Source organism: Kitasatospora sp. NPDC052868, assembly GCF_044547105.1.
In the GTDB taxonomy this organism is placed as follows: Bacteria; Actinomycetota; Actinomycetes; order Streptomycetales; family Streptomycetaceae; genus Kitasatospora.
The window spans coordinates 110,129-126,765 of record NZ_JBITZW010000001.1; the positions used below are offsets into that span (position 1 = coordinate 110,129).

General features: G+C 74.4%; 13 protein-coding genes and 2 tRNA genes. 8 read left to right on the forward strand and 7 right to left on the reverse strand.

The genetic code is table 11. The annotated features are described in order from the left end of the window. Nucleotides 1-194: 194 nt before the first annotated feature. Entirely contained in the window at nucleotides 195-737 is a 543-nt protein-coding gene (locus ACIGZJ_RS00500) for a ribonuclease domain-containing protein (protein WP_396455233.1), read from the forward strand. A gap of 32 nt (nucleotides 738-769) precedes the next feature. Here ACIGZJ_RS00500 and ACIGZJ_RS00505 read toward each other — a convergent pair whose 3' ends face one another. Then, nucleotides 770-1,774 carry a hypothetical protein gene (locus tag ACIGZJ_RS00505; protein WP_396455234.1) on the reverse strand — a complete coding sequence of 335 codons (1,005 nt, stop codon included), beginning with the start codon at nucleotides 1,772-1,774 and terminating at the stop codon, nucleotides 770-772. Between the two features lie 169 nt (nucleotides 1,775-1,943). Beyond that, nucleotides 1,944-2,666, reverse strand: coding sequence for a GNAT family N-acetyltransferase (locus tag ACIGZJ_RS00510; RefSeq protein WP_396455235.1), 723 nt, complete (start codon nucleotides 2,664-2,666; stop codon nucleotides 1,944-1,946). Between the two features lie 658 nt (nucleotides 2,667-3,324). Here ACIGZJ_RS00510 and ACIGZJ_RS00515 point away from each other — a divergent pair. The 5 genes from ACIGZJ_RS00515 (at nucleotide 3,325) to ACIGZJ_RS00535 (ending at nucleotide 10,359) form a co-directional block, all read left to right on the forward strand. After that, nucleotides 3,325-4,269: a PAC2 family protein gene (locus ACIGZJ_RS00515; protein ID WP_396455236.1), complete on the forward strand. Its 945-nt coding sequence runs from the start codon at nucleotides 3,325-3,327 to the stop codon at nucleotides 4,267-4,269. A gap of 209 nt (nucleotides 4,270-4,478) precedes the next feature. Continuing rightward, a complete protein-coding gene (locus ACIGZJ_RS00520; RefSeq protein ID WP_396455237.1) occupies nucleotides 4,479-5,483 on the forward strand; it encodes an SGNH/GDSL hydrolase family protein in 1,005 nt (334 codons plus the stop codon). Nucleotides 5,484-5,616: 133 nt separating this feature from the next. After that, on the forward strand, nucleotides 5,617-6,927 hold the full coding sequence (locus tag ACIGZJ_RS00525) for a deoxyguanosinetriphosphate triphosphohydrolase (RefSeq protein ID WP_396455238.1): 1,311 nt from the start codon (nucleotides 5,617-5,619) through the stop codon (nucleotides 6,925-6,927). 104 nt (nucleotides 6,928-7,031) lie between these two features. Then, nucleotides 7,032-8,942, forward strand: a complete 1,911-nt coding sequence (gene dnaG / locus ACIGZJ_RS00530; RefSeq protein ID WP_396455239.1) for a DNA primase — start codon at nucleotides 7,032-7,034, stop codon at nucleotides 8,940-8,942. A gap of 160 nt (nucleotides 8,943-9,102) precedes the next feature. Next, nucleotides 9,103-10,359 carry a sigma-70 family RNA polymerase sigma factor gene (locus tag ACIGZJ_RS00535; RefSeq protein WP_396455240.1) on the forward strand — a complete coding sequence of 419 codons (1,257 nt, stop codon included), beginning with the start codon at nucleotides 9,103-9,105 and terminating at the stop codon, nucleotides 10,357-10,359. An 8-nt stretch (nucleotides 10,360-10,367) separates the two neighbouring features. Here the strand turns inward: ACIGZJ_RS00535 and ACIGZJ_RS00540 are convergent, their stop codons facing one another. The 4 genes from ACIGZJ_RS00540 to ACIGZJ_RS00555 form a co-directional block, all read right to left on the reverse strand. Beyond that, nucleotides 10,368-11,450 (reverse strand): DUF2690 domain-containing protein, encoded by a 1,083-nt coding sequence (locus ACIGZJ_RS00540; RefSeq protein WP_396455241.1) that lies wholly within the window; start codon nucleotides 11,448-11,450, stop codon nucleotides 10,368-10,370. Nucleotides 11,451-11,883: 433 nt separating this feature from the next. After that, nucleotides 11,884-13,287 (reverse strand): glutamate decarboxylase, encoded by a 1,404-nt coding sequence (locus tag ACIGZJ_RS00545; protein ID WP_396455734.1) that lies wholly within the window; start codon nucleotides 13,285-13,287, stop codon nucleotides 11,884-11,886. Between the two features lie 95 nt (nucleotides 13,288-13,382). After that, complete coding sequence (locus ACIGZJ_RS00550) at nucleotides 13,383-14,813, reverse strand: FGGY family carbohydrate kinase (RefSeq protein ID WP_396455242.1); 1,431 nt, start codon at nucleotides 14,811-14,813, stop codon at nucleotides 13,383-13,385. Between the two features lie 108 nt (nucleotides 14,814-14,921). After that, nucleotides 14,922-15,218 (reverse strand): hypothetical protein, encoded by a 297-nt coding sequence (locus ACIGZJ_RS00555; protein WP_392928286.1) that lies wholly within the window; start codon nucleotides 15,216-15,218, stop codon nucleotides 14,922-14,924. A gap of 243 nt (nucleotides 15,219-15,461) precedes the next feature. Here ACIGZJ_RS00555 and ACIGZJ_RS00560 point away from each other — a divergent pair. Together ACIGZJ_RS00560 and ACIGZJ_RS00565 are read left to right on the forward strand one after the other, a co-directional pair. After that, nucleotides 15,462-15,534: transfer RNA gene (locus ACIGZJ_RS00560), tRNA-Asn, on the forward strand. A 61-nt stretch (nucleotides 15,535-15,595) separates the two neighbouring features. Beyond that, nucleotides 15,596-15,668, forward strand: a tRNA-Asn gene (locus ACIGZJ_RS00565). Nucleotides 15,669-15,792: 124 nt separating this feature from the next. Here the strand turns inward: ACIGZJ_RS00565 and ACIGZJ_RS00570 are convergent. Then, nucleotides 15,793-16,560 carry a trypsin-like serine peptidase gene (locus ACIGZJ_RS00570; protein ID WP_396455243.1) on the reverse strand — a complete coding sequence of 256 codons (768 nt, stop codon included), beginning with the start codon at nucleotides 16,558-16,560 and terminating at the stop codon, nucleotides 15,793-15,795. Between the last annotated feature and the right edge of the window lie 77 nt (nucleotides 16,561-16,637).

The following is a 16,637-nucleotide window of genomic DNA, read 5'->3' on the forward strand; positions in this document are numbered from 1 at the left end:
ACCGCACCCCTCCCACCGGGAGGGCGTACACCGGAGCTCGGCGCAGGAGAACCGGCGTACGTAACGCAGCCGGGGCGGGGACGGACAATGGCGTCCGTCCCCGCCCCGGACGCATGTCCGCACGCGGCCGGGTGTGGCGACGACCACCCGCGCGGTTGCCGGGCCGCACCCCGGGCGGCTGCCAAGCTGGGCCCATGACCAGCAGAAACCGCCTCTACGCCGTTGTGGCCGTCCTGCTCTGCGCACTCGCCGCGGCGGCCGGGTACCTGCTCTCCGACAACGGATCGAGCCACCCCGGGGCCGCCGCCTCGTCCGCTCCTACGGCCTCCGCCGCCACCGCCGGCTCCGCCGCCACCGCCGGCTCCGCGGTGCCGAAGCCCAGCGCCCCGAAGTCCGGTGCCCCGAAGCCCTCCCCGCCGACCGGCGCCGCCCTCTGGGTGCCCACCGACCCCGCGCTGGCCGACGTCTGCCGCACCGGCCTGCCCGGCCAGGCCCTCGACACCCTCGGCCTGATCGCCAGGGGCGGCCCGTACCCGTACCGCTCGGACGGCATCGTCTTCGAGAACCGCGAGAACCGCCTCCCGCGCAAGGCCGCCGGCTACTACCACGAGTACACCGTCGTCACCCCCGGCTCGAACGACCGCGGCACCCGCCGCGTGGTCACCGGCACCTCCGGCGAGCAGTACTGGACGGCCGACCACTACGCCTCGTTCCAGGAGATCGACCCGCGCTGCTGAGAGTCCGGTCCCGCGCGCCCGGCCCCGCTCGCTCACCGGGCGCGGCGCCAGGTGAGGCGGGCGTGCGGGCCGTGCGGGCCGGTGGCGAGGAGGGTGCGCAGCTCGTGCAGCACGGGGGCCGGATCGCGGCGCAGCTGGGTCGGGGTGGTGCGGACCACCGGGAGCCCGGCGGCGGTGAGGCGGTTGGCCCGGGCGAGGCCGTTCTCGTGGTCGGCCGGGCGCAGGTGCCAGGCCCGCGAGTCGATCTCCAGCGCCACGCAGGCGTGCGGCCAGTAGGCGTCCGGGACGGCGAGGAAGCGGCCGTCCAGGTGCAGGACCGGGTTCCACAGCGGCTCGGGCAGGCCGGACTCGCGCACCAGCTCGCGGGCCTCGCCCTCGACCACCGACCGCACCCCGGCCGCCAGCTCCTCCACCACCCGGGCGACCGGGGGCAGTGCGAGGGCGCCCGGCCGGGCGAGCAACTGCTCCATCAGCTCGCCGAGTTCGCAGTGCCGCCGCTGTACCGCCTCCGCGCACAGCGCCCGGAACCGGCGCTGCCCGTTCCCCCGGGGCGCCAGGTCGGCCAGCGCCCGGGCGACCGTGGTGCTCCACAGCCCGTCGTCCCGCTCGAAGCCGGCCGGCATCGGGCCGGCGGCCCGGTGGATCCGGACGAAGGCCCGGTCGGCGACCCGGCGGGCGCCGGGGATCAGCACGTCGACCTCCGCCAGGTCGGCCGGGTGCCCCGCACTCGGCAGTCCGGCGTCGGCCAGCACCGCCACCCCGGTCAGCAGCACCTCCCCGGCCCGTGCCGCCCGGCCCTTGGGGGCCGCGTAGGCCAGGGCCGCGCGCAGCCGCTGATGGGCGGTCAGCCGGCCGTTCTGCAGGTGGATCACCCGGGGCAGCACCTGCTGCCAGGGCCCGCCCGGTCGCAGCCGGTGGGCGATCGTGCCGGACGGCACACCGAGCTGGTGCAGCTGCGCGCGGGTGGTGATGTGCTGCTGGTCGGCGCCGAGCAGCAGCAGCGGGTCGATCCGGTCGGCACGAGCGGGACGGGTCATGTCCCGGTAGTGCCCACCCGGGTCGGATGTATGCGAAACACCGCCCGTCGGGGGACGGTCGACAAGGATGTTGACGAGTCGCCGGGAGGCGCGGCGGGCCGGGGCCGACCTCCGCCCGACCTCGCCACGGCCCCGGGATCCGCCGCCACCGGTGGGGCGGGAGCGGCCCTCAGGCCGTGATCAGCTGGCCGCCGCCGTGTCTAAGGCACTCCTGGTTGATCGCCCGGTCCGGGGCGCTCGGCGAGGTGGCGGCGGCGATCCGAAGCTCGATGATGTCCCGCACGGCGGGCCACTCCGCGTCGAGGATCGAGTAGAACGCGGTGGAGCGCACCACCCCGTCCAGGCCCCGCGAGTGCGCCCGGCGGACGCCCTCGGAGGTCGCGCCGAGGCGCTCGATGGCGGCCCGGGAGCGCAGGTTGCGGGCGTCGGCGCGCAGCGAGATCCGCTGCACCCCCCACTCCTCGAAGGCGTACCGCAGCATCAGCAGCTTGGCCTCGGTGTTGATGCCGGTGCCCTGGGCGCGCGGGGAGAGCCAGGTGTTGCCGATCTCGGCGGCGTCCGGCACCGCGGTGGCCGGATCGCCGAACGGCACCCCGGGCACCGGCGGCCAGACCACCGGACCCTGCCAGTAGTCGAGTTCCAGGAACCGGGTGGAGCCGACCACCCGGCCGTCGGCGGCACTCACCGTCGCGAACGGCAGCGACCGGCCCGCGGCCTGGTCGGCAAGGGCGCGCGCGATGTAGTCGCGGGCCGCTTCCAGGCCGTGCGGGACGGGGGTGAAGGCGTAGGTCGTACGGTCCTCGGCGCCGGCCTCGGCAAGGGCCTCGGCGTGGTGCGCGGCGAGGGGCTCCAGCCGCACGGTGCGGCCGGTGAGGATGACAGGTACGGGCACGGAACCTTCGGTCCTTCGGCGGTCGGAGGATGCCTTCCGCGCCGGGGTTGCGGCGTGGGCGGCTCTGGACGTTCGCCCCGCCCGGACTCCGCCGCCGGGTACCCGTGCAGGCCGGAGGTCCGGTGCACGGGGCGGGGGCGGCGGCCCGGAGGCGGGCACGCGGTGCCGGAACGGACACGGGTCCACGGACCGGTCCGGCGGGATGAGCGAGGGGACAGTGTGCGTCCGCGAAATGGCCGAAGAGGAAACGAGAGCGCGAAGGGAAGCAGGCGGCCAGGTGAAGGCAAGATGCGTCGTGGGTGGCTGGCCGAGCACCGGGCCGGGACGTGATCGACGGCGTTACGGACGACGTGACGACGACGCGACGATGCGAGGCAGCGAGAGGACGATACCCGCCAGAAGGCGGTGCGTCACTTCGCAGCACACGAATGGGCGCGCAGGTCTCCCCGGCGCCTGCCCGAAAGGGCCGCCGAACGCCTGTGACCAGCGGCTTTCCCGCCGGGTGCGATCATGGTCGGAGAGCCCTTCCAGCGGGGCTCCGGGCGGTCGCCGGGGTGCGGCCGCGACGATGGCCGGCGGTGCCGGGAATTCCGGCGGGGTCGGGCACGCTGGACGAGAAGTACGCAGGTGACGAGTAGAGATCGGGGTTGGGTGCGCGGTGCGTGATCCCCAGGCGCTGTACGAGCTGGATCAGCAGGGTGTGGACGCCGTGGCCGCGGCGAACGCCGCATTGGGCGACACCGGCGCCGGCCTGGTCCTGCTCCACCACTTCGAGGGCTTCATGGACGCCGGCGAGGCCGGCGGCCAGGTGGTGGCCCACCTCCTGGAGGAGGGCGAGCCGCAGGTGGTGGCCCGCTTCGACCACGACCGGCTGGTCGACTACCGGGCCCGCCGGCCCGCGATGGTCTTCGACCGCGAGCGCTGGTCCACCTACGAGCCGCCGGAGATCCTGCTGCAGCTCGTCCACGACGCGGCCGGATCGCCGTTCCTGCTGCTCAGCGGGCCCGAGCCGGACGTCGAGTGGGAGCGCTTCATCGCCGCCGTCCGCGAGCTGGTCGAGCGCTTCGAGGTGCGGCTGACGATCGACTTCCACGGCATCCCGATGGGCGTGCCGCACACCCGCCCGGTCGGCCTGACCCCGCACGGGACGAGGCTGGACCTCGCCGCCGGGTACCCGCAGTGGTTCGAGCAGGCCCAGGTGCCGGGCAGCGCCCAGGCCCTGCTGGAGTACCGGCTCGCCGAGGCCGGGCACGACGTGCTCGGTTTCGCCGTGCACGTGCCGCACTACGTGGCGCGCTCGGAGTACCCGGCCGCGGCGGTGCTGATCCTGGAGGCGGTGCAGTCGGCGACCGGCCTGGTGCTGCCGGGCATGCGGCTGCGCGAGCGGGTCGGCGAGGTGTACGCCGACATCGAGGAGCAGCTGGCCCAGGGGGACGGCGAGCTGCGCTCGGCGATCCGGGGGATGGAGGGCCAGTACGACGCGGTCGCGGGCGCCGAGGGCCGGGAGAGCCTGCTGGCCGAGCCGGTCGACCTGCCGTCCGCGGACGAGCTGGGCCGGCGCTTCGAGGAGTTCCTGGCCGAGCACGAGCGCGGGCCGGAGTAGCGGGCCGGAGGAGCGGACCACAGCAGGCGCCGGCCCGGAGCGGGCCGGCGCCTGGTCAGGTCCTGGCCGGGGCGGGGTCAAGGCCCGGGAAATTTCCCGGGGGTCGGGAGTCATCGGGCGCCGTCGTTCGTTGGGCGGGAGGTGCCCGGGGGACGGGCCGCCGTCCGGAGAACACTTTTGACTCCTACCCCCGGGGGGACTTCGTGCTGATGCCCAGGCGCTCGACCGCCGTCATGACGGCCGGGCTGGCCGCCCTGCTGCTGGCCGGCTGCACCGGCCAGAGCGGCTCGGACGGCGGCCAGGCCAAGGGCTTCGGCGGCGCCCTGCCGGGCCGTACCTCGACCGGCCCGACGCCCACGCCGACCCCGACCCCGACTCCGCCCCCGACCGGGCCGTACGTCGCGCTGGGGGACTCGTACACGGCGGGCCTGAAGCTCGGTCCGCAGGTGGGGGAGCCGAAGGGCTGCTCCCGCTCCGCCGTCAACTACCCGTCCCTGGTGGCCAAGGCGCTCGGCCTGGCGCAGGAGCAGTTCCGCGACGTCAGCTGCAGCGGTGCCCGCACCGGCGACCTGACGGGCGCCCAGCAGACCGACGGCGGGGTGGCCAACCCGCCGCAGCTGGACGCGCTCTCCCCGGCCACCCGCCTGGTGACCGTGGGGATCGGCGGCAACGACGCCGGGTTCATGGAGGTCGTCGGCCAGTGCGCCAAGGAGAACCTGGTGGACGCGGTGAAGGGCCTGGTCGGCTCCGGCCGGGCGGCGGCGCCCTGCCGGGACCACTACTCCGCGGGAACCGGCGTGGACCAGGTGCAGCGCAAGGTGGACGCGGCCGGTGAGCGGCTGGGCCAGGTGCTGCAGGAGATCAAGCGCCGCTCCCCGCAGGCCCGGGTCTACGTGGTCGGCTACCCGGGGCTGCTCCCCGCCGACCCGGGCGGCTGCGCGCCGGTGCTCGGCGCCGCCGTGGCCGCCGCAGACCTGGGCTTCCTGGTCGAGAAGGAGCAGCAGCTGAACGCGATGCTGCAACGCCGGGCGGAGACGGCCGGCGCGGTCTTCGTGGACGCCGCCGCGCCCTCGGTCGGCCACGACATGTGCGCGGGCGAGGCCGCCCGCTGGGTCGAGCCGCCGTTCCCGGCCCCCGGCCTGGCGGCCATCCACCCCAACGCCCAGGGCCAGCAGGGCCTGGCCGCCGCCGTCCTGAAGGCCGTCCGGGGTTAGGCATTGCCAGACATGGCCTAGGCCGGTCCTCAAACCCCCGCCGGCGTACGGCCAAGGGTTCACGCCCCGGCCCGCGCCCCTTCGCGCGCGGCTCACCTCGGGTGTCGGAGCCTCGGCGTACCGTGATTGGCATATGGACGACACCGCGCACCGCCCCACCGCCGCCCCGACCCCGTACGACCACGCCGCCGAGGCCCGCTGGGTGCCCGAACCGGACAAGCGCCCCGGCCGGACGGCGTTCCAGCGCGACCGCGCCCGCGTGCTCCACTCCGCCGCTCTGCGCCGACTCGCCGGCACCACGCAGGTGGTCGCCCCGATGCGCAGCGACTTCCCCCGTACGCGGCTGACCCACTCGCTCGAATGCGCCCAGGTCGGCCGGGAGTTGGGTGCGGCGCTGGGCTGCGACCCGGACCTCGTCGAGACCGCCTGCCTGGCCCACGACATCGGCCACCCGCCGTTCGGCCACACCGGCGAGGAGGCGCTCGACCAGGCCGCCGAGTCCTGCGGCGGCTTCGAGGGCAACGCCCAGTCGCTGCGCATCCTCACCCGCCTGGAGCCCAAGCGCTTCGCCCCGCAGGACGAGCAGCCGGCCCGCCTCGCGCCCTGGCCCGGCCGCAGCGTCGGCCTCAACCTCTCGCGCGCCGCGCTGGACGCCGCCACCAAGTACCCGTGGAGCCGGGGCTCCCACCCCACCGACCCGGCCTCGCCCAAGTACGGCGTCTACGCCGACGACCTGCCGGTCTTCCGCTGGCTGCGGGCCGGCTCCCCGACCGGGCGCAAGTGCTTCGAGGCCACCGTCATGGACTGGTCCGACGACGTCGCCTACTCCACCCACGACGTCGAGGACGGCCTCCAGGCCGGCCACATCGACCCGGCCGCACTGCGCGCCCCGGGCGAGCGCGCCGAGCTGTTCAAGGTCGCCGAGCGCTATGCCCCGGACGCCGAGCCCGAGGAGCTGGACGCCGCCCTGGACCGGCTGCTCGCCCAGGAGTGGTGGCCCCGCTCGTACGACGGCTCGGCCCGCGCCCGGGCCGGGCTGAAGGACCTCACCAGCCAGCTGATCGGCCGCTTCTGCCTCGGCGCCGAGCAGGCCACCCGGGCCCGCTACGGCCCGGGCCGGCTGACCCGGTACGGGGCCGAGCTGGTGGTGCCGCGCGACGTCCGGCTGGAGTGCGCGGTGCTCAAGGCGGTCGCCGTCCGGTACGTGATGCAGCGCGACGAGCAGGCCCAGCTGCGGGCCCGCCAGCGGATCGTGATCGCCGAGCTGGCCTACGTGCTCACCCAGCGCGCTCCCGAGGGGCTGGACCCGGTCTTCGCCACGCTCTACGAGGAGGCCGAGGACGACTGCGCGGCCCTGCGGGCGGTGATCGACCAGATCGCCACCCTCACCGACGCCTCCGCCCTGGCCCTGCACGCCAGGCTGGTCGGCGCGGCCTGGACGTGACGGCCCCCGCCGGGCCCGGCGGGAGGGCCCGGCGGGAAGGCCCACCGGAAAGCCCGGCGGGAAAGCCCGGCGGGAAACGATTCCCGGCACCGTAGACTTCCTGGGTGGCCGGGCGGATCAGGGACGAAGACGTACAGGCGGTGCGCAGCGCACTGCCCATCGACGTGGTGGTCGGCGACTACGTACAGCTCACCAACGGTGGCGGTGGCGAGTACAAGGGCGTCTGCCCCTTCCACGACGAGAAGTCCGCCTCCTTCTACGTGAACCCCGCCAAGGGCGTCTTCCACTGCTTCGGCTGCCAGGAGAACGGCGACACCATCGCCTTCCTGATGAAGATCGAGCACTTCACCTTCGCCGAGGCCGTCGAGCGGATGGCCGCCCAGGCCAACATCACCCTGCGCTACGAGGAGGGCGGCTACAGCCCCCGCCACCAGCAGGGCGAGCGCACCCGCCTGGTCGAGGCGCACAAGGTGGCGGCCGCCTACTACCAGGAGCAGCTGGGCTCGCCGGAGGCGGAGATCGGCCGCCGCTTCCTCGCCGAGCGCGGCTTCGACGAGCAGGCGGCGCAGACCTTCGGCGTCGGCTACGCGCCGGTCGGCTGGGAGCACCTGGTGCGCTACCTGCGCGGCAAGGGCTTCAGCGACAAGGAGATCCTGCTCGGCGGCCTCGCCTCGCAGGGCCAGCGCGGCGGCCTGATCGACCGCTTCCGGGGCCGGCTGGTCTGGCCGATCCGGGACATCGCGGGCGAGGTGGTCGGCTTCGGCGCCCGCCGCCTGCGCGAGGACGACAACGGTCCGAAGTACCTCAACACCCCCGAGACGCCGATCTACAAGAAGTCCCACGTGCTCTACGGCATCGACCTGGCGAAGAAGGACATCGCCAAGTCGGGCCGGGCCGTGGTGGTCGAGGGCTACACCGACGTGATGGCCTGCCACCTGGCGGGCGTCACCTCGGCGGTGGCCACCTGCGGCACCGCGTTCGCCGAGGACCACATCAAGATCATCCGCCGGCTGCTGATGGACACCTCCCAGTACCGCGGCGAGACGGTCTTCACCTTCGACGGCGACGCGGCCGGCCAGAAGGCCGCGCTCCGGGCCTTCGAGGACGACCAGAAGTTCGCCGCCAAGACCTCCATCGCGGTCAGCCCCGGCGGCATGGACCCGTGCGACCTGCGGCTGGCCCAGGGCGACGAGGCGGTGCGCGCGCTGGTCGAGAACTCCGTCCCGCTCTTCGAGTTCGCGCTCCGGACGGCGGTCGCGCAGCACCGGGTGGAGACGCCCGAGGGGCAGGCGGCCGCCATGGAGGCCGCGGCGCCGATCGTCGCCAAGATCAAGGACCAGTCCGTCCGCCACGGCTACGCGGTCCGACTGGCCGGACTGCTGGGCGTGACCCCGGGCGACGAGCAGTTCGTCGTCCGGCGGATCACCCAGCTGGCCCGCTGGGACCGCGAGCGCCAGCAGAACCCGCGCGCCGCCCAGCCGCGCCGCCCCGAGCCGGCCCAGCCCGTCCAGCAGACCCGCCCGGTGTTCCGGCTCAACCCGCGCGACCCGGCCCAGTTCGTCGAGCGCGAGCTGCTCAAGCTGGCCCTGCAGCACCCGGAGCTGGTCGCCCCGGCCTTCGACCACTACGGCGAGGACGAGTTCCCGACCCCGCCGTACACGGCCGTGCGCCGCGCCATCGGCCAGGCCGGCGGCGCCGCGTACGGGGCCACCCTGGCCGACTTCACCAGCACGGTGCGCGAGGTCTGTCCGGACGACCAGGTGCGCTCGCTGGTCACCGAGCTGACCGTGGAGCCGGTGCGCTCGCGCCGCAAGGTGGACGCGGTCTACGCGGGGGAGTTCCTGGTCAAGCTGCGCCTGCTGGCGGTGGACCGGCGGGTCGACGAGGTCCGCGCCCACCTGCAGCGGCTCGGCACCCGGGCCTCGGCCGAGGAGCAGCACGCGGTGCAGTCCGAGCTGTGGCAGCTCCAGCAGTACGGGCAGGGCCTGCGCAGCCGGGGAGCCGCCGGACTGTAGGCCGCGGTCCGGCCAGGCCGCCGGGCCTTGTGCCCGGCAGGCGGTGGGCGGCAGAAAGTCCGCGCACGAGTCTCGGCCACGGAGCGTGGTGTGCCGCACACTGGAGGGCGTCCCACCTCCGTACAGCGCGGGTCCGCCAGAGTCGCGCCCGCCCCGAGGGATGCCCGTGGACCGAGGCCTTGCCGCCACCCCCCGCCCCACCACCGACCCGCTCGCCCCCGATGACGCCCCCGCCGGCGCCCCCGAGGATCGCGACGACGACCACGGCCGGGCCCAGGCCCCGCCACCGGACGGCGCCCGGGTGCCCGTGCAGGGCCACCCCCAGGCCCTGGACGACAGCGCCCAGGACGCCGAGGACGCCGACGGCGCAGACGGCGCAGACGGCGCAGACGGCGCAGGCGGTGTCGACGAGGGCCCGGATACCCCGCGCACCCCGGACCGCTCCGACGGCTCGGACCGCTCGGACCGCTCGGACCGCGAGGCGGCCGGACCCGCCGGGGTGACCGGCCCGGCGGCCGACCTGCTCCGCCAGTACCTGCGCGAGATCGGCCGGATCCGCCTGCTCAACGCCGCCGAGGAGGTGGAGCTGGCCCGCCAGATCGAGGCCGGCCTCTTCGCCGAGGAGCAGCTGAACCGCGCGTCGGCCCCACCCGACCCGCTGGCCGCCGAGCTGGACACCCTGGTGGTGATCGGCCGGATCGCCAAACGGCGGCTGATCGAGGCCAACCTGCGGCTGGTGGTCTCGGTCGCCAAACGCTACGTCGGCCGCGGGCTGACCCTGCTGGACCTCGTCCAGGAGGGCAACCTCGGCCTGATCCGGGCGGTGGAGAAGTTCGACTACGCGCGCGGCTACAAGTTCTCCACCTATGCCACCTGGTGGATCCGGCAGGCGATGAGCCGCGCGCTGGCCGACCAGGCCCGGACGATCCGGGTGCCGGTGCACGTCGTCGAGCTGATCAACCGGGTGATCCGGGTGCAGCGCTCACTGCTCCAGGAGCGCGGGACCGAACCCGGCGCGGCCGACATCGCCGCCGCCCTGGAGCTGACCGAGGAGCGGGTGCGGGAGCTGCTGCGGCTGGCGCAGGAGCCGATCTCGCTGCACACCCCGGTGGGGGAGGAGGACGACGTCGCGCTCGGCGACCTGATCGAGGACGCCGACGCCGCGTCACCGGCCGAGTCGGCGACCTTCCTGCTGCTGCGTCAGCACCTGGAGGCGGTGCTGGCCACCCTCGGCGAGCGCGAGCGCCAGGTCGTCCAGCTCCGCTACGGCCTGGACGACGGGCGCCCGCGCACCCTGGAGGAGATCGGCGGCCTGTTCGGGGTGACCCGCGAGCGGATCCGCCAGATCGAGTCCAAGACCCTGGTCAAGCTCCGCGACCACGCCTTCGCCGCCCAGCTGCGCGGGTACCTCGACTAGGCCCCGGCTCAGGAGGCCGACGGAGACGGCGACGGTGCGGCCGCAGCCGGCGGCGGGGAGGCCGGGCCGATCGGGATCGGGGTGGAGGCCACCAGGGTGGCCAGGTCGCTGACGGTCATCGTGCAGGCGCCGCCGCCGCCGTTCGCCTCGGCCCGCTGCCCGCAGACCTGGAAGGTGGTGGCCGGGTCCGCCGCGTTCACCATCGCCGAGTAGTTGTCATAGCCCCAGTGGATCAGGGCCGTCTCCAGCTCGCCGGAGGAGCTGGTGATGGTGGAGGCGTCGCCGGGCGCGCCCTCGGTGATGGCCGCCCAGGCGGCCTGGCACTTCTGGCTGTAGCGCAGGTAGACGACCACCTTGCCGACGTTGCTGGTCTGCAGGGTGCGGGCGTCGGCGCCGCAGCCGGTGGTCTTCGGGTCCTTGTGCGAGCAGCCGAGGCCCTGACAGGCGGGCACCGCCTGGGCCGGGCCCGCGGTCTTGCCGGCCGGGCTCGGGGCGGCCGTCGTGGGCGGGACGGACTGGGCGGCGACGGCCTGGTCCCCGTCGGCGCCGGAGAGCCGTACGCCGGCCAGCACCAGCAGCGCGAGCGCCACGGCCGCGCAGGTCACCAGTACCAGCGGCCGACGCCACCACACCGGTCCCGCGATCGGGCCGGGTGCCGAGTCATCCCCGGACTCCCCGGACTCCCCGGACTCCGAGGCCTCCGGCGTCTCCGGCGTCTCCTCGACGGCGGCCTCGACCGCGGCCTCCTCGACCGGTGCCTCCCCGGCCGCGTCCGCCGCCGGGGCATCCGACGCGAGACCCTCCACGGCCGGGGCGTCCTCGGCGGCCTCCGGGGCCGACGCCTCCGCCCAGAGCGCCCGCAGCCTGGCCCCGTCGCACTCCACCGCCCCGATCAGCGCCTCCAGCGCCTGCTCGGTGACGACCCGTTTGCCGTTCAGCCAGCGCTCCCAGGAGGCCCGGCTGTAGTGGGTCCTGGTGGCCAGCTCGGACAGCGAGAGGCCGGCCGCGTCCTTGATGGCGCGGAGGTCCTCCGTCAGGCGTCTGGCGGGGCCGGACAGCTCGTCCGGCAGTTGCTTCCAGGTGGATGCCATGGGGCCTTCCCAACATGAGAAACGGCGGACGGGGGGCGGGGAGGGCCGAGGTGCGCACCGGCCCGGGGCCGTGGGGGCGTTTCGGCGTCTCCAACCTCACCGGCCTACCGTCTCAAACCCCAGGTCATGGCTCTGAGACGGACGGAAGTGTCTCACAACCCCGTCTACCGCTCGAACATGCATGTGCCCGTGCTGCAAAGTTCTCTGGTCGGAGCGTTTCAGCGCCCGATCCTTCGTCCGGGCACTGTTCGCAGACCCGGCGATCAGACGTCCCGAATCCCCCACGGATCGAGGCAGCCTCGCGGGGGGAGGCTGCCTCGAATCAAGGGACGCGCGGCGGGGAGGGTGCCCTCAGGGCGCCCTCCCCGCCGGGACCACCACCTGCCCGCGGGCGTCCGCGCTCCGCGCCGGGTCGTGTCGGTAGTGGGTCGTGTCAGTGGTGGAAGGCCGTCCGGGCCGGCACCCCGAGCTCCTTCAGCGGACCGGGCTGGCTCCGAAGTTCCGGCAGCAGCCGTTCGAGGTCGCCGAGCAGCAGGTCGGCCAGGTCCCGCGAGAAGCCGTTGCGGCACACCACGCGCAGCACCGAGAGGTCCTGACGGTTCTCGGGGAAGGTGTACGCGGGCACCTGCCAGCCGCGCTCGCGCAGCCGGCGCGAGACGTCGAACACGTCGAACGGCACGTCGTCGGTGGTGGTGAAGGCGAAGACCGGCAGTTCGTCACCCCGGGTCAGCATCCGGAAGCAGCCGAGCGCCTCGACCCGCGCGGCCAGGTACTGCGCCACCTCGCGCGAGGCCCCCTGCACGGCCCGGAAGCCCTCCCGGCCGAGCCGGACGAAGGTGTAGTACTGCGCGATCACCTCGGCGCCGGGCCGGGAGAAGTTCAGCGCGAAGGTCGGCATCTCGCCGCCGAGGTAGTTGACCCGGAACACCAGTTCCTCGGGCAGCGCCTCGCGGTCGCGCCAGAGCGCCCAGCCGACGCCCGGGTAGACCAGCCCGAACTTGTGGCCGGAGGTGTTGATCGAGGCGACCCTGGGCAGCCGGAAGTCCCAGACCAGCTCGGGGTCGAGGAAGGGCGCCACCATGGCACCTGAGGCACCGTCCACGTGCACCGGGACGTCCAGCCCGGTACGCGCCTGGAGCTCGTCCAGGGCGGCGCAGATCTCCGCCACGGGCTCGTACGAGCCGTCGAAGGTCGAGCCGAGGATGCCGACCACGCCGATGGTGTTCTCGTCGCAGAGCGCCACCGCCTGCTCGGCACCGAGGTGGTACCGCTCGCCCTCCATCGGCGCGGTGCGGGCCTCGACCTCCCAGAAGGTGCAGAACTTCTCCCAGCAGACCTGCACGTTGACGCCCATCACCAGGTTGGGCCTGGCGCCGGCCGCGTAGCGCTCGGGGTTGCGGCGCATCCAGCGGCGCTTGAGGGCGAGGCCGGCCAGCATGCAGGCCTCGCTGGAGCCGGTGGTGGAGCAGCCGACCGTGTTCTCCGGGTCGGCGGCGTGCCAGAGGTCGGCGAGGATCGCCACGCAGCGCCGCTCCAGTTCGGCGGTCTGCGGGTACTCGTCCTTGTCGATCATGTTCTTGTCGAGGCACTCGGTCATCAGCCGGGAGGCCTGGGCCTCCATCGAGGTGGTGACGAAGGTGGCCAGGTTGAGCTTGGCGTTGCCGTCCAGCATCAGCTCGTCGTGGATCAGCTGGTACGCCGTGTCGGCCGCGACGGGCTTGTCCGCGAGCCGGTGAAGCGGCGGTGACAGCTCCATCGGGCCCAGCGGGTCGGCCGTGCCGACGAACGGACTGATGGTCAGCCGGCGGTCGTCGCCGGCTCCCTTGTGCAGCGCCATGAAGTCCTGCCGCCCTTCGCTACCGGTGACCGCGTCGCCTCCCACGCTGCCACCGGCCACCGGAGGGCGCATCTCCACCGCGCGCCAGGGTGGAGCTAGGCGCTCTCCGGGTGGATCTGCTCGCGGGCGGAGCGGTACTGCTGGCGCACCGCCGAGCCGAGCGGCAGGTCCTGCTCCGGGTCGGGTGCCACGGTGACGGCCTCCGGCAGCGGCCAGCGCGGTGGCTCGGGGGTGCCGGCCAGCGCCCAGGCGGCCTGCCGGGCCGCGCCGCGGGCCGCGTGCGCACCGGGCGGCGGCACCACGACGGGGACGCCGAACAGCAGCGGCGCGATCTGCCGGACGGCCGGGAGCCGACCGGCGGCGCCCAGCAGGAAGACCCGCTTCACCTCGACGCCCTGGACGCGCAGCACGTCCAGCGCGTCCGCGATGTTGCAGAGCATGCCCTCGACGGCGGCCCGGGCCAGGTGCTGGGGGGTCATCGACTCGGCCCGCATCCCGGTGAGGGTGCCGGCCGCGTGCGGCAGCGCGGGCGTCCGCTCGCCGTCCAGGTAGGGCAGCAGCACCAGTCCGTACGCGCCGGGGGAGGACTGCAGGGCGAGGTCGCTCAGGCCCTCCAGGTCGCGGCCGAGCAGGGCGGCGGTGGAGCGGAGCACCTGGGCGGCGTTCAGGGTGGCGACCATCGGCAGGTGCCGGCCGGTGGCGTCGGCGAAGGAGGAGACCAGCCCGGTGGCGTCCACCACGGCCTGCTCGTGCACGGCGAAGATCGTCCCGGAGCTGCCCAGCGAGACCACCGCGTCCCCCGGCCCGAGGCCGAGGCCGAGCGCGGCCGCCATGTTGTCGCCGGTGCCGGCCGAGATCAGCAGGCCTTCGGGGGTGTGCCCGGCGGGCTCGGCGGGGGCGAGCACCTCGGGCAGCCGCAGCTCGTGGCCGAGCGCGAGCTCCACCAGGTCCTGGCGGTACTCGCCGGTGATCGGCGACCAGTAGCCCGTCCCGGAGGCGTCGCCCCGGTCGGTGGTGCGCCGCTTGGGGTGGCCGAGCAGCTGCCAGACCAGCCAGTCGTGCGGCAGCAGCACCTCGGCCACCCGGCGGGCGTTGGCCGGCTCGAACTCGGCGAGCCAGCGCAGCTTCGCGATCGTGTAGGTGGGGCCCGGTACGGCGCCGATCGCCTGGGTCCAGGCCGCCGGGCCGCCCAGGGCGTCCAGCAGGGCGGCCGCGGCGCCGCTGGAGCGCGGGTCGTTCCACAGGATCGCGGGGCGGACCAGTACGCCGCCCGCGTCCAGGCCGAGCATGCCGTGCTGCTGCGCGCTGACGCCGATCGCCCGGACGCCCTCCAGCAGGCCGCCGGCGGCCGCGTTGCCGAGCGAGTGCAGCCAGATCTGCGGGTCGGCCTCGCCGGCCCGGGCGTCCGGGCCCTCCGGAGCGGGGTGCGGTGCCTTGCCGGACCGCAGCACCGCGCCGGTTTCGGTGTCGCACGCGACGATCCGGGTGTGGCTGGTCGAGCTGTCTATCCCCGCGACGATGGCCATGTCGAGATCATGCCTCAGCGCACGGTCGGACGCGTCCGGACCGGGCAGGTTTTGCCCGTTCGGTATCGCGGCCGGATCCCCCGCGGACAGCCGCCCGTCACCGGGCCGTCACGGGCGGAAGGTACCCCAGCCGTCGTCCTCGACCCGGGGCCGGTTGAAGTACGGCACCCGCTCGGTGACGGCGGGCGGCAGCTTGTCGCCGACCTTGTCCGCGACGGCCCCGGCGGCCTTCCCGGCGACCGCTCCGGCCTGCTGCTTCGCCTTGCCGGCCGCGCCCTGGACCTTGGGGTTCTGGGCGACCTGCCGGGTGACCTTGGCGATCTGCTCATAGCGCTGGCGCCCGGCGCGCGAGCCCAGCACGTAGCCCGCCGCGAGTCCGACGATCAACGACAGCTTCCACATGATCGGATTCCACCCTCTCCTGGCGGCCTCTGCCGCATTGCCCTACCCGTAGTTCGGGGCGGCGAACCGTCCGTGCCCCCCAGCATCCCCGGGTGCTCCGCCGGGCGCGCGCGGGGCGCGCCGGTCGGGGCCGCCGGGGCGGCCGGGGGGAAAGCGATTGGCGGACCACCCCCCCGAGTGCGCTAATGTATGTCCCGCAGCGAGCGCCGAGGAGCCCGGGGAACCGGGGGCCGAAGCGGAAGCCGATCCCCCATAGCTCAATTGGCAGAGCAGCCGACTGTTAATCGGCAGGTTATTGGTTCGAGTCCAATTGGGGGAGCTCAGGTGGCGGTCCTTCGGGTCCGTTCTCCTGTTCGTGGTACGGCAGTTGTGTACCGCGATCCCGCATAGCTCAATTGGCAGAGCAGCCGGCTGTTAACCGGCAGGTTTTTGGTTCGAGTCCAAATGCGGGAGCTTCACCGGGTACGCCCGGTGACTGCTCAGAGCGAAGGCCCCCCGGTCGACCGGGGGGCCTTCGTGTTGTGTGGCCTGCGCCACTTCCGGCCCGGCCGCCCGGATCCAGGGGCCGGGCGGAAACCTAGGGGCCGGGCAGGACCTGGGCGGTGGCCCGGCGGTACAGCTCGGCGACCTTGTCGTCGAAGGCGACGCTGTACGAGGTGTCCGGGGTCTCGCCGCCCTCCTGATAGCCGCCGATCACGCCGACCACCGTGCCGCCCTGGGTGATCCACGGGCTCCCGCTGGTGCCGTCGGTGTAGCCGCCGCAGTCGAACCGCTCCTGGGTGGGGCTCTGCGAGCTGGTCCGGGCCGCGCAGGTGATCGGCTCGTCGCGCTCGTTGGGGTAGCCCGTCACCGAGACCGCGAGCCCGAAGCCCTCGCCGGTGCCGAGGGTGTTGCCGCCGACCGCGTCCTCGACCTCCCGGCCGCCGGCCGGCCGCAGGGTGACGAAGGCCACGTCGTACTCGGGGTCGTCGTCCTCCACCCAGCGCGGGTCGACGGTGATCGACTGGACCGGCCAACTCCCGTAGGGCGAGTAGCCGTTGCGGTAGCCGGGGGTGAACACCAGGCCGTCCAGCAGGCCGATCCGGCGGCTCTGCACGCAGTGCGCGGCCGTCACCAGCAGATTGCGCCGCGGGCTGTGCACCACGCTCGCCGTGCACGCCCGCGGACCCTGCGCGGTGCGGATCGAGAGGGTGCCGACCCGGTCGCCCGACGGGCTCTGCGCCGCCACCTCGGCGGTCGCGGCCGGCTCCGCCCCGCCGCCGCAGGCGATGCCGGCGGCGAGCAGCAGGGCCGCCAGCGCGACCGCCTGGCCCGCGCGCAGGGGCCGTACCGGGCGGGAGGCCATCGGGTCTCCGTCTCGTCCTCGGGGCGGGCACTGCGGGTCGTGCGTACCGCCGTTCGTGAGGAAGATCTATCAGGCCG

Coding starts and splice junctions, on each gene's coding strand:
- ACIGZJ_RS00540 (WP_396455241.1), bottom strand. CDS start 11,450: ATGGCATCCACCTGGAAGCAACTGCCGGACGAGCTGTCCGGCCCCGCC.
- ACIGZJ_RS00550 (WP_396455242.1), bottom strand. CDS start 14,813: ATGGCCATCGTCGCGGGGATAGACAGCTCGACCAGCCACACCCGGATC.
- ACIGZJ_RS00520 (WP_396455237.1), top strand. CDS start 4,479: ATGCCCAGGCGCTCGACCGCCGTCATGACGGCCGGGCTGGCCGCCCTG.
- ACIGZJ_RS00525 (WP_396455238.1), top strand. CDS start 5,617: ATGGACGACACCGCGCACCGCCCCACCGCCGCCCCGACCCCGTACGAC.
- ACIGZJ_RS00570 (WP_396455243.1), bottom strand. CDS start 16,560: ATGGCCTCCCGCCCGGTACGGCCCCTGCGCGCGGGCCAGGCGGTCGCG.
- ACIGZJ_RS00535 (WP_396455240.1), top strand. CDS start 9,103: ATGCCCGTGGACCGAGGCCTTGCCGCCACCCCCCGCCCCACCACCGAC.
- ACIGZJ_RS00505 (WP_396455234.1), bottom strand. CDS start 1,774: ATGACCCGTCCCGCTCGTGCCGACCGGATCGACCCGCTGCTGCTGCTC.
- ACIGZJ_RS00545 (WP_396455734.1), bottom strand. CDS start 13,287: ATGGCGCTGCACAAGGGAGCCGGCGACGACCGCCGGCTGACCATCAGT.
- ACIGZJ_RS00500 (WP_396455233.1), top strand. CDS start 195: ATGACCAGCAGAAACCGCCTCTACGCCGTTGTGGCCGTCCTGCTCTGC.